The organism is Parafilimonas terrae, from assembly GCF_900115755.1.
GTDB classification, from domain to species: Bacteria; Bacteroidota; Bacteroidia; order Chitinophagales; family Chitinophagaceae; genus Parafilimonas; species Parafilimonas terrae.
The window spans coordinates 1-17,494 of the sequence record NZ_FOXQ01000020.1; the positions used below are offsets into that span (position 1 = coordinate 1).

General features: G+C 39.2%; 16 protein-coding genes. 9 read left to right on the forward strand and 7 right to left on the reverse strand.

The window, feature by feature from the left end; genetic code table 11:
- The first annotated feature begins 197 nt into the window (after positions 1–197).
- Positions 198–1,097 (forward strand): prephenate dehydrogenase, encoded by a 900-nt coding sequence (locus BM015_RS20555; protein WP_245751530.1) that lies wholly within the window; start codon positions 198–200, stop codon positions 1,095–1,097.
- A gap of 14 nt (positions 1,098–1,111) precedes the next feature.
- Here BM015_RS20555 and yihA read toward each other — a convergent pair whose 3' ends face one another.
- The 3 genes from yihA to gpmI form a co-directional block, all read right to left on the reverse strand.
- On the reverse strand, positions 1,112–1,765 hold the full coding sequence (gene yihA, locus BM015_RS20560; RefSeq protein ID WP_262497270.1) for a ribosome biogenesis GTP-binding protein YihA/YsxC: 654 nt from the start codon (positions 1,763–1,765) through the stop codon (positions 1,112–1,114).
- 48 nt (positions 1,766–1,813) lie between these two features.
- Positions 1,814–2,014, reverse strand: a complete 201-nt coding sequence (locus tag BM015_RS21670; RefSeq protein ID WP_090663124.1) for a hypothetical protein — start codon at positions 2,012–2,014, stop codon at positions 1,814–1,816.
- Positions 2,015–2,111: 97 nt separating this feature from the next.
- Positions 2,112–3,638 (reverse strand): 2,3-bisphosphoglycerate-independent phosphoglycerate mutase, encoded by a 1,527-nt coding sequence (gpmI, locus tag BM015_RS20570; protein WP_090663128.1) that lies wholly within the window; start codon positions 3,636–3,638, stop codon positions 2,112–2,114.
- Positions 3,639–3,905: 267 nt separating this feature from the next.
- On the opposite strand from gpmI, the gene BM015_RS20575 reads away from it, so the two are divergent.
- From BM015_RS20575 to BM015_RS20585, 3 genes are all read left to right on the forward strand, one after another.
- The gene (locus BM015_RS20575; RefSeq protein ID WP_090663130.1) at positions 3,906–4,280 is read left to right on the forward strand and encodes a DUF4783 domain-containing protein; all 375 of its coding nucleotides are present in this window, start codon (positions 3,906–3,908) and stop codon (positions 4,278–4,280) included.
- A 137-nt stretch (positions 4,281–4,417) separates the two neighbouring features.
- Positions 4,418–5,083 (forward strand): metal-dependent transcriptional regulator, encoded by a 666-nt coding sequence (locus BM015_RS20580; protein ID WP_090663132.1) that lies wholly within the window; start codon positions 4,418–4,420, stop codon positions 5,081–5,083.
- A 1-nt stretch (position 5,084) separates the two neighbouring features.
- Positions 5,085–6,959, forward strand: coding sequence for an Nramp family divalent metal transporter (locus tag BM015_RS20585; protein ID WP_090663134.1), 1,875 nt, complete (start codon positions 5,085–5,087; stop codon positions 6,957–6,959).
- Between the two features lie 113 nt (positions 6,960–7,072).
- On the opposite strand, the gene BM015_RS20590 is transcribed toward BM015_RS20585, so the two are convergent.
- Together BM015_RS20590 and BM015_RS20595 are read right to left on the reverse strand one after the other, a co-directional pair.
- Positions 7,073–8,023, reverse strand: coding sequence for an ABC transporter ATP-binding protein (locus tag BM015_RS20590; protein ID WP_090663136.1), 951 nt, complete (start codon positions 8,021–8,023; stop codon positions 7,073–7,075).
- A 53-nt stretch (positions 8,024–8,076) separates the two neighbouring features.
- A complete protein-coding gene (locus tag BM015_RS20595) occupies positions 8,077–8,559 on the reverse strand; it encodes a GNAT family N-acetyltransferase (protein ID WP_090663137.1) in 483 nt (160 codons plus the stop codon).
- Positions 8,560–8,652: 93 nt separating this feature from the next.
- Here BM015_RS20595 and BM015_RS20600 point away from each other — a divergent pair, with 93 nt between their 5' ends.
- From BM015_RS20600 to ligD, 4 genes are all read left to right on the forward strand, one after another.
- Positions 8,653–11,067, forward strand: coding sequence for a hypothetical protein (locus tag BM015_RS20600; protein WP_090663139.1), 2,415 nt, complete (start codon positions 8,653–8,655; stop codon positions 11,065–11,067).
- Positions 11,068–11,074: 7 nt separating this feature from the next.
- On the forward strand, positions 11,075–11,386 hold the full coding sequence (locus tag BM015_RS20605) for a tetratricopeptide repeat protein (RefSeq protein ID WP_090663176.1): 312 nt from the start codon (positions 11,075–11,077) through the stop codon (positions 11,384–11,386).
- Between the two features lie 281 nt (positions 11,387–11,667).
- Positions 11,668–12,276 carry a DinB family protein gene (locus BM015_RS20610; RefSeq protein ID WP_090663141.1) on the forward strand — a complete coding sequence of 203 codons (609 nt, stop codon included), beginning with the start codon at positions 11,668–11,670 and terminating at the stop codon, positions 12,274–12,276.
- A 103-nt stretch (positions 12,277–12,379) separates the two neighbouring features.
- Positions 12,380–14,521: a DNA ligase D gene (gene ligD, locus BM015_RS20615; protein WP_245751531.1), complete on the forward strand. Its 2,142-nt coding sequence runs from the start codon at positions 12,380–12,382 to the stop codon at positions 14,519–14,521.
- A 54-nt stretch (positions 14,522–14,575) separates the two neighbouring features.
- Here ligD and BM015_RS20620 read toward each other — a convergent pair whose 3' ends face one another.
- Positions 14,576–15,400, reverse strand: coding sequence for a purine-nucleoside phosphorylase (locus tag BM015_RS20620; protein WP_090663143.1), 825 nt, complete (start codon positions 15,398–15,400; stop codon positions 14,576–14,578).
- Positions 15,401–15,597: 197 nt separating this feature from the next.
- Between BM015_RS20620 and BM015_RS20625 the strand changes: the two genes are divergently transcribed.
- The gene (locus tag BM015_RS20625) at positions 15,598–16,398 is read left to right on the forward strand and encodes a glycerophosphodiester phosphodiesterase family protein (protein ID WP_090663145.1); all 801 of its coding nucleotides are present in this window, start codon (positions 15,598–15,600) and stop codon (positions 16,396–16,398) included.
- A gap of 72 nt (positions 16,399–16,470) precedes the next feature.
- Here BM015_RS20625 and BM015_RS20630 read toward each other — a convergent pair whose 3' ends face one another.
- Positions 16,471–17,397 (reverse strand): c-type cytochrome, encoded by a 927-nt coding sequence (locus tag BM015_RS20630; RefSeq protein WP_090663147.1) that lies wholly within the window; start codon positions 17,395–17,397, stop codon positions 16,471–16,473.
- Positions 17,398–17,494: the final 97 nt, after the last annotated feature.

A 17,494-nucleotide genomic window follows, 5' to 3' on the forward strand; every position in this document is an offset into this window, starting at 1 on the left:
TCGCTGGTGAGCATCGCTATTATTTTTTGGTGTGGTAACTCAAAAATAATTTCTTCTTTGCTCACCCTCTTTTATCTAGCAACTTGGGTTAATTAGTTGAGATGTTGATTAGTTGATAGGATAAAAACGTTTCGAAGAATAAGGAATGAACGTAGGACCTAGAAAAATAATAAACAAGAATCACAGATTAAAATTTTATGAAAGAGGAAAATAATAATGAAGATACAATGGCTCCTTTTAAGGCGGGGAGTTTTAATACCGTAACTATTGTTGGTGTTGGTTTAATAAGCGGTTCGTTTGCTTTGGCATTGAAAGAAAAGAACCTCGCCAAACATATCATTGGCGTAAGCAGAACGCAGGCAAGTGCAAAGAAAGCTTTGGAGCTTGGCATTATAGATGAAGTGTTGCCGCTTGAAGAAGCGGTTGCTAAAAGTGATTTTATTTATGTAGCCATACCTGTTGATGCAACTATTCCGGTTGTGTTGAAGATAATGGATATGATAACCGACAAGCAAATTGTTGCAGATGCCGGCTCTACAAAATTTGCATTAAGTAAAGCCTTGAAAGATCATCCCATGCGCAAACGGTTTGTATCAACACATCCTATGTGGGGAACGGAATACAGTGGCCCTGAAGCTGCTGTGCATGGCGCTTTCGCAGGCCGCGCCTGTGTTATCTGCGATGTACATCAATCAGATAAAAAAGTGGTTGCTATAATAGAAAATATTTACCGCCTGCTGGGAATGAATATAGTGCTTATGGATTCTGAAAATCATGATATACATGCCGCTTATGTAAGCCACATTTCCCACATAACATCGTTTGCCTTAGCCAATACGGTACTGGAAAAAGAAAAAGAAGAAGAAGCCATTTTTGAATTGTCTGGCGGTGGCTTTGAAAGCACGGTGCGCCTCGCAAAAAGTGCAGCCTCCATGTGGGTGCCGGTGTTTATGCAAAACAAGGAAAATGTGCTGGATGTACTGAACGAGCATATTACTCAATTAAGAAAATTCAAGGCAAGCCTGGAAAAAGAAAATGTACAATTTTTAACTGAGCTGATTGAAAATGCGAATAAAATAAAACGCATTATTAAATAAGGCTTTCAGAAAATCTATTCAGCACGTGCATTCGATGCTGCATAATCGAGGTTGCAGTCTTCAATAAATTTCAGCACATCATCTTTTCCTGATTTTGATACTGCGCTGGTTACAAAATACGGCGGCAGAAACTCCCAGTTTTCTTTCATCTTTTCAAAAAACAATTTCACATTACGCTCAACAGCGCCTGGCTTTTCTTTATCAGCCTTTGTAAAAACTATAGTAAATGGTAACTGCCATTCGCCTAAACTATCTATAAATTCAAGATCAATTTTTTGCGGTTTGTGCCTCGCATCTATCAATACAAAAATGTTTAAAAGGTTTTTACGCTTTCGCAAATAATCCTCAATCATCTTCGTCCATTGCTTGCGCAGTTTTTGGGCACGTTTGGCATAACCATAACCTGGTAAATCAACTAAAAACCATTTTGTTCTGGCCTTTTGATTAGCTGCTACGCTTTCAATTTCATAATGATTAATGAGCTGCGTTTTTCCCGGCGCTGCTGATGTTTTGGCAAGCTTCGCATTATTGCAAAGCATATTGATTAACGAAGATTTGCCAACATTGCTTCGCCCTATAAATGCATATTCAGGCCGGTCTGGCTGCGGGCATTTATCAACCGAAGGACTTGAAATAAGATAGGCTGCTTTTGTTATTTGCATTTGCATGCAAAGAAAGTAAAGTTTGTAAAGAAGAAAATATAAATGTGTGTACTATTAATGATGCAGTACAGGCGTTAAAGCAACAAACTGGTGTATAATATATACTTCAGCGCAAAACATAACAACAGCAAGTGAATAAGGAAACAGATCAAGCCATTCAAAATTGAAAACTGGCTTTTTTTGTGGCTGTGTTATCATCCTGTCCATAACAACAATGTTTACACCAATATACAACATGTTTGTATAAGAAGTCATTCAAATCACAGGCATGAACCATGTTTGCAAATGTGCCACGAAGGCCCAAAGACATTAAGATTAAGTTCTTTGTGCCTTAGCGCCTTCGCAGCAAACATTATGGTTTTGCGAGAATATCGCCTGTCATTTCTTTTGGAACCTGTAAGCCCATAAAAGTTAAAATAGTTGGCGCTATATCGCCCAGCTTACCCGGCTTTACTGTTCCTTTAAATTCATTATTAATAATAAAAAACGGAACAGGATTTAATGAATGTTGCGTGTTGGGCGATCCGTCTTCATTTATCTCATAATCTGCATTGCCATGATCTGCAAGCAGGAACGTGGTATAACCATGCGCCAGCGCTGCTGTAACAACCTTTTCCACACAGGTGTCAACCGTTTCCACAGCTTTTATAACTGCCTCCCAAACGCCGGTATGTCCCACCATATCAGCGTTAGCAAAGTTCAGGCAGATGAAATCTGCTGTTTCATTTTCAATTTCCGGAAGCAGCTTTTCAGTCACTTCATAAGCGCTCATTTCTGGTTTAAGGTCATACGTAGCCACCTTTGGAGAAGCCACCATTATCCTGCTCTCATCTTTAAATGCCGCTTCTCTCCCACCGCTGAAAAAGAAAGTTACGTGTGGGTATTTTTCTGTTTCAGCAATGCGTATTTGTTTCAGGTTATTGTCTTCAATTATTTCTCCCAGTGTTTTGGTGAGGTTATCATTGTCAAAAACAATATGAATGCCCTTAAATGTTTTATCATATTCCGTCATGGTAACATAATATAACTGCAATGGCTGCATATTGTATTCAGGAAAAGCCTGCTGTGTAAGGGCAACGGTAATTTCACGGCAGCGGTCAGTCCTGAAATTAAAACAGATAACGGCGTCGCCATCTTTAATGGTGGCAAGCGGTTGCTGCGCTTCATTTACAATTACTGTCGGCATTATAAATTCATCGGTTACATTTTCAGCATAAGATTGTTCCACAGCAGCAATAGCATCGGTAGCTTTAATGCCTTCACCTTTTGCCAGGGCATCATAAGCCAGTTTAATACGTTCCCATCTTTTGTCGCGGTCCATCGCATAATAACGGCCGCTAACGCTTGCTATCTTTCCAACAGAATTATTAATGCTTTGCTGCAACTCCTTCATAAAACCAAGCCCGCTTTTAGGGTCTGTATCACGGCCATCAGTAAAAGCATGAATATATACTTCATTTAAACCATGCTGTGCACATACTTCACATATTGCCTTAAGGTGATTGATATGCGAATGCACGCCGCCATCGCTTACAAGGCCAATTAAATGCAATGCTTTTTTATTGGTTTTGGCATAATCAATCGCCTTTAAAAGTTGCTCATTTTTTTGAAACAACCCTTCACGAATAGCTACGTTAATGCGCTGCAGTTCCTGGTAAACTATTCTGCCTGCTCCAAGATTAAGATGCCCAACTTCACTGTTGCCCATTTGACCTTCGGGCAGGCCAACAGCTTCACCGCAGGTTATTAAAGTAGTATTTGGATATTTACTGTATAAACTGCTTACGAAAGGCGTTTTGGCATGTTGAATAGCATCAGAGGCATAAGCTTTTCCAAGCCCCCAGCCATCCATAATAATTAAAATTGCTTTTTTGCTCATGGCGTAAAACTAATAGATTTAATGTTTTTGTTAAATGATTTTTCAGGATGGAATAAATCAAATAAAAAATTTGAAAGCCCGTTATTACAAAAACAAAAGCAAAGCTAATTGAGATATGTTTAAAAGATGTTTTGATTGAATAGGTTTTATATTCCTTAAGGATCGTTAAACAAAATATAAAAACCATCTTTCATTTCACAATTACATAACTACATTACTTAAACATTAAGCGTTATCTTTAGTCAAAAATTCTATATCCCATCATCAATGAAAAAATTATTAACGATAATCGGGTTCTTCTTAACGGTAAATACGTTTGCACAGTCTGCCGACGACGTTGCCAGCGCTTTAAATGCAGGCAATGCCAATAAGTTCGCCAGCTATTTCAGTAATTCTGTAAATATCGCATTGCCGCAAAAACCGGAAGTGAAAAATTTAAGCAAAGCTGAAGCTACCGCTATGATACAAAGTTTCTTTACAAAGAATAAAGTATCAGGGTTTGAAAGGTTTTCTGATTCGCGACAGTTAAACGACATGACGTATGTTGCCGGAAAATTAAAAGGCACACAGGAGTATAATATAACTGTTGTTTTAAAAAGCACAGGCAATGCAATATCTGTTATACGGGTAAGAATATTCTAAATTTTAAAACCATTTTAAAAAAGGCTGCCTTGCTAAGGCAGCCTTTTTTATGCTGATTAATTCCGCATTTTAAACGACGGAGAAATAATTTCCAATAATAGCTAATTTATTTTTAGATTTGTCTAAAAATAAATTACATGCGGGCTAATTTTTCTATTGCTGAAGAAAATTATATAAAATCAATATACCATTTGCAGCAGGCAACAGGCGAAGTAAACACCAACGCACTTGCCAATCATCTTAATACAAAAGCAGCATCGGTTACCGATATGCTGAAAAAACTGCAGGCAAAAAATTTATTAAATTATCTTCCATATAAAGGATTCAAGCTTAGCCGCGAAGGCAATAAAGCAGCCGTGATGATTATCCGCAGGCATCGTTTATGGGAGTTTTTCCTTGTTGACAAGCTTCATTTTAACTGGGATGAAATACATGAAGTGGCAGAAGAGCTGGAACACATCCGCAGCAAAAAACTAATTGATAAACTTGATGAATTTTTGGGTTATCCAAAGTTTGATCCCCATGGCGACCCTATCCCTGACAGCAATGGCAAAATAGATGAGCTTAAACAGTTACCATTGGCAAACCTGCCCGTAAATAAACAGGCCATAATTACGTCTGTTTTAAACCAGTCAAACGAACTGCTTGCTTTTTTAAGCAGTCGCAACATAGCAATAGGCACTGTGCTGGAAATAAAGGATAAGCTCCCGTTTGATAATTCTGTTGAGATTAAATTCAAAAACAAACAGTCAATTAATATTAGTGAACAGGTGGCCAAAGCCATACAGGTAAACCCTTTATAATATGGTAAAGAGCGATTCAAATTCTTTAAGTGATGTACATGAAAGCATAGATGCCACCCGTCAGCGCAAAGGCTGGAAAAAGATTTTGGCTTTTATTGGCCCCGCCTATCTTGTAAGTGTTGGATATATGGACCCAGGCAATTGGGCAACGGATCTGCAGGGCGGCGCACAGTTTGGTTATAAACTTATCTGGGTTTTGCTGATGAGCAACCTGATGGCATTATTACTTCAATCTTTAAGTGCAAGGCTTGGCATTGTGAGAAGAAAAGACCTGGCGCAGGTAAACCGCGAAACCTATCCCCCGCTCACGAATTTTTGTTTGTATGTGCTTGCAGAATTGGCTATCGCAGCCTGCGACCTTGCAGAAGTATTAGGTATGGCGCTGGGCATTCAGTTGCTTACCGGGCTGCCATTAATCTGGGGCGTTTCAATAACAGTGCTTGATACATTCTTACTTTTCTACCTGCAAAAAAAAGGCATGCGCGCCATGGAAGCTTTTATTATAGCATTAGTATTGATAATAGGCATATCTTTTTTAATCGAATTGTTTTTTGCCAAACCCAATGTGGGTGAAATGATGAAAGGCTTTGTTCCTTCTTCGTTAAACGACCAGGCTTTATACATTGCTGTGGGCATAATAGGCGCCACGGTTATGCCGCATAATTTATACCTGCATTCGGCGCTTGTTCAAACGAGAAAAATAAATAACAGCGAAGTTGCCACACGCAAAGCCATTAAATATAATATTGTTGATAGCACAATCGCTTTAAATGCTGCATTTCTTGTAAATGCCGGCATATTAATATTAGCAGCAACAGCATTTTTTTATAATGGCCATTCATCTGTAGCAAGAATACAGGATGCTTATTTATTGCTTGAGTCAGCACTGGGAACATCACTGGCGCCAATCTTATTTGCTGTTGCCTTAATTGCTGCCGGGCAAAGCTCAACGGTAACAGGAACTTTAGCCGGACAGGTTGTTATGGAAGGCTATTTGCACCTGCGCATCAATCCGTGGATGAGAAGATTACTCACCCGTTTGTTAGCCATAATACCTGCCGTAATTGTAATTGCTGTATACGGCGAAGCTGAAGTTGATAATATGCTTGTGTTCAGCCAGGTGTTATTAAGCCTGCAGCTTGGGTTTGCCGTAATTCCCTTAATACATTTTGTGAGCGATAAAAAAACAATGGGCGTATTTGTTATCAAACCTTATATAAAAATTATTGCATGGCTGGTTGCAGCCATATTAGTGTTTTTGAATGTAAGGCTTGTTGCAGGCGAAATCATCGATGTGTTGTCAGAAAGCGGGCATTTGCTTATAAAAGCTATCATTATAATTGTTTCATTAGTTTTTGCATGGCTGTTTATTACAATGACGTTTTATCCTTTATATGCTAAAAGAAAAACAAGATCGTCAGAAGGCATTCATGGCAAAGTGCCGCAATTGCTTAACCTTTCAATAAACCCCTTTCAGAAAATTGCAGTAGCGCTCGATTTCAAAACGCTTGATGAAAAATTAATTGCCCATGCTATTAAACAGGGTAATAAACATGCTGCATATTTATTGCTGCATGTGGTAGAAACAGTATCGGCATCATTTTCCGGCAACGCAACAGATGATGATGAAACACGCCAGGATGCAGAAAGATTGCAGGCTTATGCTGCACAATTAAAACAAATGGGCTATACTGTTGAAACGCAGCTTGGCTACCAGCACCGCGTTGAAGAAATTGTGCGCATTGTAAACGAATTTAATGCCGATATGCTGGTAATGGGCGCTCACCGGCACCGCGGTTTAAAAGATGTGTTTTATGGTGAAACTGTAAATATTGTACGGCATAAACTGCCTATGCCCGTGCTTATTGTAAGTTAAAAAGTAATTACACCCTATGGGTTTATTTTTATATAACAGGCAATTGTATTTCATGCAGCCCAACGCAGCGGATCCCTCCTTGGGCTGCATATTTTACGACAGCGATTTGATTATTAACCAATCCCCACAAAAACCTTATCCCCATCTCGCCATTCATTACTATTACTTCTTACAATAATTTTTGCATCATCAACCACTACCTCAGCCTCGTAAAAACTTCCCCAGAAACTTATCTTCTTTATAACGCCTTTTACGCCGCTGCCTGTTTTATATATCCTGAAATTTTCGGGCCGCGTCATTATAGCATTTCCTTTTGTATCAATGCCAAACAAACCGGCTATATGAGGTTTTATCAGATTGTATTTGCCAAACAAACCGGCCACATATTCATTCACCGGCTTATAATATAATTCCTGCGGGCTTCCTTTTTGCAGCAGCTTTCCATCTTTAACCACTAATATTTCATCAGCCCATGAAAGCGTATCATGCGGGTCATGCGACGTAAGCGTGCACGTAATTTTCAACCTCGCTGTTATATCATCCAATACATCTTTTAATGTGTTCGTATGAATAGGGTCGAGATTGGAAAAAGGTTCATCCAGCACGAGCAACACCGGTTGTTTTACCAGCAGCATACACAAAGCAATTCTTTGTTTCTCCCCGCCGGATAAATAATTCGTTTTACGTTGCAGCAAATGATCTATCCTGCATATCTCAAATAGCTGGTTTGCCGCTGCTTCATCCAACCTGTTTTCAAACCATATTAATTCTTCAACACGATAATGATTGGGCAATTCATAATGCTGCGACAGATAACCCATCTTTTTATGGCCGGGCATCAGCTTTTCTTCAGGGCCAATCACTCTTTCGCCATCAAATAAAATTATTCCCCCGGTGGGTTGAGCATTGCCGGTTATTATCTTCAGCAAAGTTGTTTTGCCTGCACCTGATTCACCTGCAATGGCTATTTTTTGTAAGGGCTGTTGTTCAAAACTTATATCATCTATGATTATACGGTCTTCAACTTTTTTCGAAACATTCTTTACTTCTAATAATGCCTTCATTCGTTTAACCTCAATTTTCTGATTGATCTTATTTTACGGACTGCAAAAGTGCATTAATAATTTACTTTTCCAACCGGAAATGTATTATCCAGCATCATATACACATGTTCAATGCCGTCTTCCAAATAAATATCACTTATCACTTTAAACCCAAGTGAAGTATAAAATTTCAAAAGATAATATTGGGCGCCAATCTTAATGGGGCCATTGCCAAAATGCTGCCTGCACAAGGCAATAGAATATTGCATCAATTCTTTCCCCAAACCTTTGCTGCGATGCTTATGCGATGTTACTACACGACCGATTGACATTTCTTCATAAATATATCCCGGCGGCGCAAGCCGCGTATAAGCAGCCAATTCATCGTTCACAAAACCCATCAGGTGTAAACAGCCTTCATCTTTATTATCCATATCTAAAAAAACACAGTTTTGCTCTACCACAAAAACTTCACTGCGCAACTGCAGGATTTTATATATTTCAGGCGGTGATAATTCATTAAAAGCTTTATAATGCCATTTTATATTCATTTTCATTGCAATAAATATTCGCAAGATAATTTTGTTGACGAACTGTTAAGATAAATATTGCTTATTTGCATAATAATAATTTGAAATAGAATTGCAACTATGAACATTCCTGTAATTATGCGCTGTTTATTCGCTTCATGCCTGCTTGTTTCAATAACAACAGGTGTTCAATCTCAAAATATAAGCATTAACAGCGTTCAAAACAGCCTTGAAAATTTAGCAACCAATTTTCCGCAGGAAAAAATTTATGTTCAGTTTGATAAGCCTTCTTATGCGCCGGGCGAAACAATATGGTTTAAGTCGTATATAATGACGGGTGCTGACCCATCTCAAATAAGCAAAACCGTTTACATTGATTTTATCAATACACAAGGCAGAGTGCTGAAACATTGTGTATCGCCGGTATTGCAATCCGGTGGCAGCGGCGATTACAGCCTTCCCCTCGAATTTAAAGATGAGGTTGTATATGTAAAGGCTTATACAAAATGGATGTTGAATTTTGATTCATCTTTTCTTTACAGGAAAACCATTCATATTATTCAGTCGAAGCCGGTAAGAAACAAGCCTGTACCGGCAATTAAAACCGCTATACAGTTTTTGCCGGAAGGCGGCAATATTGTTGAAAATATTGAAACCAACGTTGCATTTAAAGCCGTGCATTTTGACGGAACGCCGGCGCCTGTGAGCGGCGCTGTTTTTAATAACAGCAATGCAAAAGTGGCTGATATTACAACCATACACGATGGTATGGGTGTATTTTCACTCACAGCTAAAAATGGTGAAACTTATATTGCAAAATGGAAAGATGACCTTGGCAATAGTTACGAAACAAAATTGCCGGCTGCGCAGGCCACAGGCATTGTGTTAAAAGTATCACCACAAGCTGATACAAGATCGTTTACCATACAGCGGCAAGACGATGCACCGGCTAATCTTCAGAAATTATATATCATTGCTTCTATGCAGCAGCACCTTGTGTATGGCGCTGCCGTTAATTTAAAAGATGTGCCCGTAACCGGCGGCGCCATACCGGTTAAAGAACTTCCCTCCGGTATTTTGCAGGTAACTGTTTTCGATTCAAACTGGGTGGCAATTGCGGAGCGCATTACTTTTATTAATAATGAAAATTATGCTTTTGAACCTGAAGTTGGTTTTGCAGAACTGGGTACCGATAAACGCAAACAAAACACCCTGGTGATTCATACAGATTCTATTAGCGCTAACCTTTCCGTTGCTGTAACAGATGCAGGCATTGGCATTGACAGTTCCGATGATATTGTATCCCACCTGCTTTTAACCGGCGATTTAAAAGGCAATGTTTATCATCCTTATTATTATTTTCAAAACAATTCAGATACGCTGCAAAAGCAGCTTGATCTTGTAATGCTCACGAATGGCTGGCGCCGTATTGACTGGGAAAATTCTATTCGCAGTAAATATCCAAAAATAAGATATCAAAACGAAGCCGATTATTTAAGCCTCGCAGGCAAGGTGTACGGCGCAACAGACCAGCAGTTAAAAAAAGGCGCTATGCTGCTGCTCATTATTAATAACAGTAAGGATACGGCCAACCGCTTTGAACAGGCCATAGTTGATCAATCCGGGAAGTTTGCCAATCCCAACATTATTTTATACGATACTTCAAAAATTTATTATAAGATATCAGGCAATGAAAGCTTTGCCAATTCTTCCGTTATCAATTTTGATAACAGTTTATCATCTCCTAAAACAATAGCAGAAGACACGGCGGCCAATGCTTTTCTTGCCGATACGGCAACAGAGAATTACAGGCGCAGGCTTGCAGAAGAAGAGCTGCGTAATGCCAAATTCAGGCAGGGCACAACGCTGCAGGATGTGGTAGTGAAAACGAGAACTAAAAGCCCCATGCAGGTATTGGATGAAAAATATGCGTCACCGCTTTTTAGTGGCGATGGCTACCAGTTTGATGTGATGACCGACCCGTTTGGAAGAAGCGCCTTGAGTGTGTTTCAATATTTGCAGGGTAAAGTTCCGGGCCTGCAGATTACAACAGGAGGCGGCACACCAAGTGTTACATGGCGTGGCGGCACACCAGCATTTTTTTATAATGAAACACCTGCTGATGCAAGCATGCTTCAAGGCATAAGTATGAGCGATATAGCTTATGTAAAAGTTTTACGGCCACCGTTTATAGGCGCTGTTGGCGGCGGTGCAAATGGAGCCATAGCCATTTACACACGCAAGGGCGGCGATGTAGCCACTACGCCCGGTAAAGGATTGCCATATAAAGTAATCATTGGTTATTCTGAACAAAAGGAATTTTATTCTCCCAATTATGATATTTATAGCGAGAACAATGAACAAAAAGATTTGCGCACAACTTTATTTTGGTCGCCTAATGTATTAACTACGCCAACCAATAATACTTTCCGTCTGAAATTTTATAACAACGATGTTACGCAACGTTTCCGTGTGATTGTAGAAGGTATCACCACCGATGGTAAACTTGCACATATTGAAAAAGTAATTGAATAATTTTTATATGGGCCGCATTGAAAAACTGCAGGAACTCTTGCAGCAAATGCCTGATGATAGTTTTTTGAGGCATGCACTTGCACTGGAATATATAAAACTTAATAACGACAAAGATGCAAAGGCTTTGTTTGAAGCTGTTTTAAAAAATGAGCCGGGTTATGTAGGTTCTTATTATCATCTCGGGAAATTGCTTGAAAGGAATGGCGAAACGGCGCTTGCAATTGAATGGTATGAAAAAGGAATGCAACAGGCAAAAGCAGCAAATGATCAGCATGCATATAATGAATTACAGGCGGCGTATGAAGATTTGGTTTATTAATTCATGATTATTACAGCATAAAAGTCCTGCAGTGAAAAACACCAGGACTTAATAATTTCAGTGCTTATTATTTCAAACATTACTTGGCAGAATAACGTAGCCATTTTTTACACTGAATATTTCTTTGATTGTTTTTACCAGCTTTTTCATAATCATAATTTTTTATAATTAATCGATTGTATATAGGATAGTGTGTATGCAGAAAAATTTAATATTCACATTCTAAAATCATGTTAAACAGGATTGCCTTAATTTTATGTTTCAACATAAAAACATAACCAATGAAATCACTTTTTTCCTTACTTGTATTATCTGTTTTGTTCAGCAGTTTCACCATCGTTAATAAAGCAGAGCTTACAGAAGCTGAAAGAAAATTTGCCGTTGATCATCTCATTAAAACAAGAGATGATTTAATTAATGCAGTAAAAGGTTTATCTGATGCGCAGCTAAACTTTAAACCGGCACCGGACAGATGGTCGGTGCTGGAATGTGCACAGCACATAGCATTAACATCGCAGGGTTTGTTTGGCTTTGTACAACAAACTTTACAAACACCTAATGACAGTGCACTTAAAGCAACTGTTACAGATGAACAGTTTATCGGCATGGTGGAAGACAGAAGCCACAAAGCACAGGCTGCAGAACCTTTTAAACCTGTGCATGCACCTTATAAAACATTGGATGAAACATTAAACGCATTCAATGCAGGCAGGGACAGCCTGATTAATTATGTGCAAACAACACATGATGATTTAAGGGGCCATATTGCGGAATTACCCTTTGCCAAGATTGATGCCTACCAGGCCATACTATTGGTTTCTGCGCATACCAACCGGCATACACAGCAAATAGAAGAAGTGAAAGCCGATCCCAATTTTCCCAAACAATAAAACAGGATAAAAACATACTGAAAAGCTGCACTTAAATGCAGCTTTTTTATTTTATACAGCCTTTTGCGTTAACAATGGCATAATTATTTTATAGATTTAAGGTATGCCGGTTAATAAAAAAAATAAAGCATTGAATGCATTGCTTGCCAGGGGAACAAAACAGGAGTCCCCACAAAATCTCTCTCCTATGCTTGCCACACTTATTGACAAGCCTTTTGATGAACCCGGTTGGTTGTACGAAGTAAAGTGGGATGGCTATCGCGCCATCATTTACCTGTATAATGGCAATGTGGAAATGCGTTCACGCAATAATAAATCTTTCAACGAAAAGTTTTATGCAGTTTACAATGTTTTAAAGCAATGGAAATTAAATGCAGTGCTTGATGGAGAAATAGTTGTAATAAACGACGAAGGCATTTCCAATTTTGGCGATCTACAAAACTGGCGCAGTGAAGCTGATGGAGAATTAATATTGTATTTGTTTGATGTGTTATGGATAGATGGCTATAATGTAATGAGCCTGCCTTTAACTGAACGAAAGCAAATACTCAATGCCATTGCGCCTGATGCAGGCATTATTCGTGTAAGTGAAAGTTTTGACACAGGCGCTACTGAATTTTTTGAAGCCGCAAAAAAATTAAACCTCGAAGGTATTATCGCTAAAAAAGCCAACAGCATTTATTTGCCCGGTAAACGCAGCAACGACTGGCTGAAGATAAAAACAAATAAGCGCCAGGAAGTAATTATAGGCGGCTTTACTAACAATGAAGGCAGCAGCAAATTATTCAGCGCATTATTGGTTGGTGTGAATGAAAATGGCAAACTGAAATATACCGGCAAAATAGGTACAGGTTTTTCTGATAAGCTGCAGAAAGAAATGATGGAGCAATTCAAGCCGCTTATCACCAATAAAATACCTTTTACGCATGAGCCCGATGTAAATAAGCCATCACGTTTCAGGCCCGATCCGCCAAAAGCAACCGTAACATGGCTAAAGCCAAAGCTGGTTTGTGAAGTTGCTTACACAGAAATCACTTCAGATGGTGTAATGCGCCACCCTTCTTTTGAAGGTATGCGTGTTGATAAGAATGCAAAAAATATACATCTCGAAAAAGAAGCGCATACAAAAGATATTGTGCCAACCAATAAAAATTCAGTTATGCCAAAGAAAGCCGCAACAAAAAAAGCAGTGAAAAAAACTGCACCAAAAGCAAACGATCTTACTAAGAAATTGCTGAAAGGATCAACAGGTAAAGAGCGGAAAACATTGCTTAACCCAACAGAAAAATCACAAACAAAAACGATCAACGGCCATAGCCTTACATTCAATAATCTTAATAAAATTTATTTTCCGGCAACCAAAAATACCAGGGCTGTTACCAAGCGGGACGTAATCAATTATTACTACCAGGTTGCGCCTTATATGGTGCCGTTCTTAAAAGACCGGCCGCAAACTATGATACGTTATCCAAACGGAATTAATGGTCAGAGTTTTTATCAAAAAGATGTTACCGGGAAAGTGCCGGATTGGGTTGAACTCTTTCCCTATAGCACGGAAGAAGGTGGTGACAGGAATTATATGATCTGTACCAACGAAGCAGGCTTATTGCTAATGGCATCTTTGGGCAGCCTGGAAATACATCCATGGAGCAGCCGTGCACAAAAACCTGATAACCCCGATTGGTGCATTTTAGACCTTGATCCCGGAGATAAAACAAGTTTCGACCAGGTTATACAGGCCGCACAACAAATTAAACAGGTGCTCGATGCCATTGGCGCAGAAGCTTACTGCAAAACTTCCGGCGCAACCGGTATGCATATTTATATGCCGCTTGGTGCAAAATATAATTATGAAGTCAGCAAAGAGTTTGGAAGGGTGCTGGTTACCATTGTGCAATCGCAATTACCCAAGTTCACCAGCATTGAACGCATTGTACAAAACAGGCAGGGAAAAATGTACCTGGATTTTTTGCAAAACCGCCCGCAGGCCACACTCGCGGCTCCTTATTCATTAAGGCCAAAACCAGGCGCTACCGTTTCTATGCCACTGCATTGGGACGAAGTCAAGAAAGGATTAACCGTTCAGCAGTTTAATATTTTTAATGCTGTTGACCGCATAAAAGAACAGGGTGAAATTTTTAAAGGCGTTATTGGAAAAGGTATCAACCTGAAAAAAATATTAAAGCAGATCAATACTGTTTTTGGTGAACAGGAAATGCATGAATCGTTGCTGAAACTGATGTGAGGAACTATTACAAGTCGATTTGTATTTATTCACCTATTCCATTAAAACAAAAATTTATAAAACGCCCACCAGCGCTTTAAACAATGCCGTCATTTTAGGTTCTGCTTCACTTGCAGCCGCCAGCACTTCTTCATGTGTAATAATATTATCTTCTTCACGAATGCCTATATCGGTAATAATGCTCATGGCAAATACTTTTATACCGGCATGAACAGCGGCAATCACTTCCTGCACGGTGCTCATGCCAACTGCATCGCCGCCGACCGCTTTAATAAGCTTATATTCTGACCGCGTTTCAAAAGTGGGGCCGGTAACACCGCAATAAACACCTTCCTTTACTTCATAACCTAAATCTCCTGCAACAGATTTTGCCTTGCTGATAAGTTCTTTATTATAGGGTTCGCTCATATCGGGAAACCTTGTTCCCAGCGCTTCCTCATTTCTGCCAATAAGCGGGTTTACTGTAAAAAAACTAATATGATCTTTAATGATCATCATATCCCCTACTTTGAACGACGTATTCACGCCGCCAGCAGCATTTGACAAAAGCAACGTTTTAACACCAAGCATTTTCATAACACGAACCGGATAAACCACCTGCTGCGGCGTATAGCCTTCATAAAAATGAAAACGGCCAGCCATAACCATAACTGGTTTGCCATTCATATTGCCAAAAATCAATTTGCCTTTATGGCCAGCCACTGTGCTTACGGGGAAATGCGGCAGGCTATTGTAATCAATTTCACACTCCACCTGCATGCCGCTGGTAAAATTGCCAAGCCCGCTGCCTAATATCACACCAATAAGCGGCTGCTTTGTATATTTTGATTGAATGAAAGCTGTGGTTTCATTCAACTGTTGTATTAAATTATTTTCCATGATATTAAAGCATCAAAGATAGAATTGATAAGTTGAATTGCTGATTGGTTGATAGGTTTAGGAATTGAGAATTGGAATAAACTCGTGAACAAATGAATTATCAAACAGGGTTTTAAATTATTAATTTGATAAAATGTTTACTGGTTGCAGTTATTTATCTTAGCCCGCTTATTAACCTGAAATTAATTCAATAACTGATGAAAAAATTTGTTGTATTCTTTGCGATTGCATTATCCGCTGCTGCCTGTTCAGTAACAAAAAACAGCAGCTCCAAAATTAAGTTCGCAAACAATCCTGTTGTAGCGCACAGGGGCGCTTATAAACTGAATGGTTTTCCTGAAAATTCTATTGCCTCATTACAACAGGCGATTAAATTAAAATGCACAGGTTCTGAATTTGATGTTTGGATGACAGCTGATGATTCGCTCGTTATTCATCACGATCCGGATTATAATAAACTCGTTATTGAAAAGACCAATTTTGATGAACTGAGAAAATACCCGCTTTCAAACGGCGAGCCATTGCCCTCGCTGCGCGAATATTTGATTGCAGGCAAAAAAGATAATAAAACAACAAGGCTGGTGCTTGAAATAAAGCCTTCTAAAATAAGTAAAGAGCGTGGAATAAGAGTGGCGGATAAAGTAATACAATTAGTGCATGAATTGAATTGTACCAATCTTATGGCATATATAAGTTTTGATTATGACATAATGAAACACATTCACGCCATTGAACCCAAAGCCATAACGCAACATTTAAACGGAGACATTGCTCCTGCTGCTTTAAAAGCTGATGGCATAAGCGGCGCAGATTATCATTTTTCTGTTTTTGCAAAAAACCCTGCATGGATCACAGAAGCAAAAAAGAATAATATACAACTCAATGCATGGACAGTAGATGATTCAACTAACATGCGCCTGCTTTTAGACAGCGGTTTTAATTTTATTACAACCAATCAGCCTGAAATGCTTTTTGAAATATTGAAAAACAGGAAGTAAATGTTGTTCTTTGATTAAGCTGCAATAATCCGGTCAAACTATTATTAAAGCTGGCCGGATTACCGCATATCATTATTTAGAAGCCAGTTGCTCTGTCCTGGCGGCAGGTACTGTTTTAAGAAAATTATAAATGGCCTTCAGTTCATTATCATTCATGTGTTTGAAACTGTTCCAGGGCATTTCGCTTTGAGGAATAAGTTTACCTTTTCTGAAGCGCTCAACAAACTGCTGCTGCGACCAGGTAAAAATACGTCCGGTGGAATCGTTGGTAAGATTAGGTGGTATTAAGCCATTTATAGGATTACCGCCTGCAAGATATGGCCCGTCAAACTTGCCGCTTAAATCGCGTTTTGAATGGCAGCCGATACAATTGCCCACATTAAAAACAAGGTATTTTCCATAGGCAGCAGTTGTATCTGCTTGCAACGCAACAGGCACATTCCCGGATGGCCCAACCGGCTTCACCATATATGCTTTTACAATATTGCCCATAACGTTCAAAGTATTTTCAGGCACTTTATTTTTTACAGGTTTTGTACTTCTTAAATAAGATATAACTGCCGTTAAATCTTCATCGCTCATATCATGAAACGACATAAACTCATAAACTGCTTCGCCGTTTGCATGCACGCCATAACGTATAACCCGCGCTAATTCGGCATCTGTCCTGTTGCCGATACCCGTTTCTTTATCAGGCGTTATATTTCTTGAATAAACAGTACCCAGCGGCATTTTAAATGCATAACCGCCTGAAAGCGGCGGCTCCTGCCCTGCCTGCAGCATGGAGTCTGCATTAACCAGGCTATGGCAATCTGCACAATGTGCAATGCTGAACACCAAATGTTTTCCGCGTGCAATTACAGCAGTGTCTTTTGAAGCATGTATATCAGGATAAGGCGCATCATATTTTAAATGTTGCCTCGATGCAGTTGTAATAGATATACCGGCAATTAATACAAGCAATATAATGCCCGTCCATTTTAAAATTTTCTTTATCATAAAAAAGGATTTATTTTTTTCATAAATGCCGCACGAAAGTAGAATGGCGGTAAAGCGGCGTCAATCAACAACTGTATCAACTGCTAAAAAAAAGTGA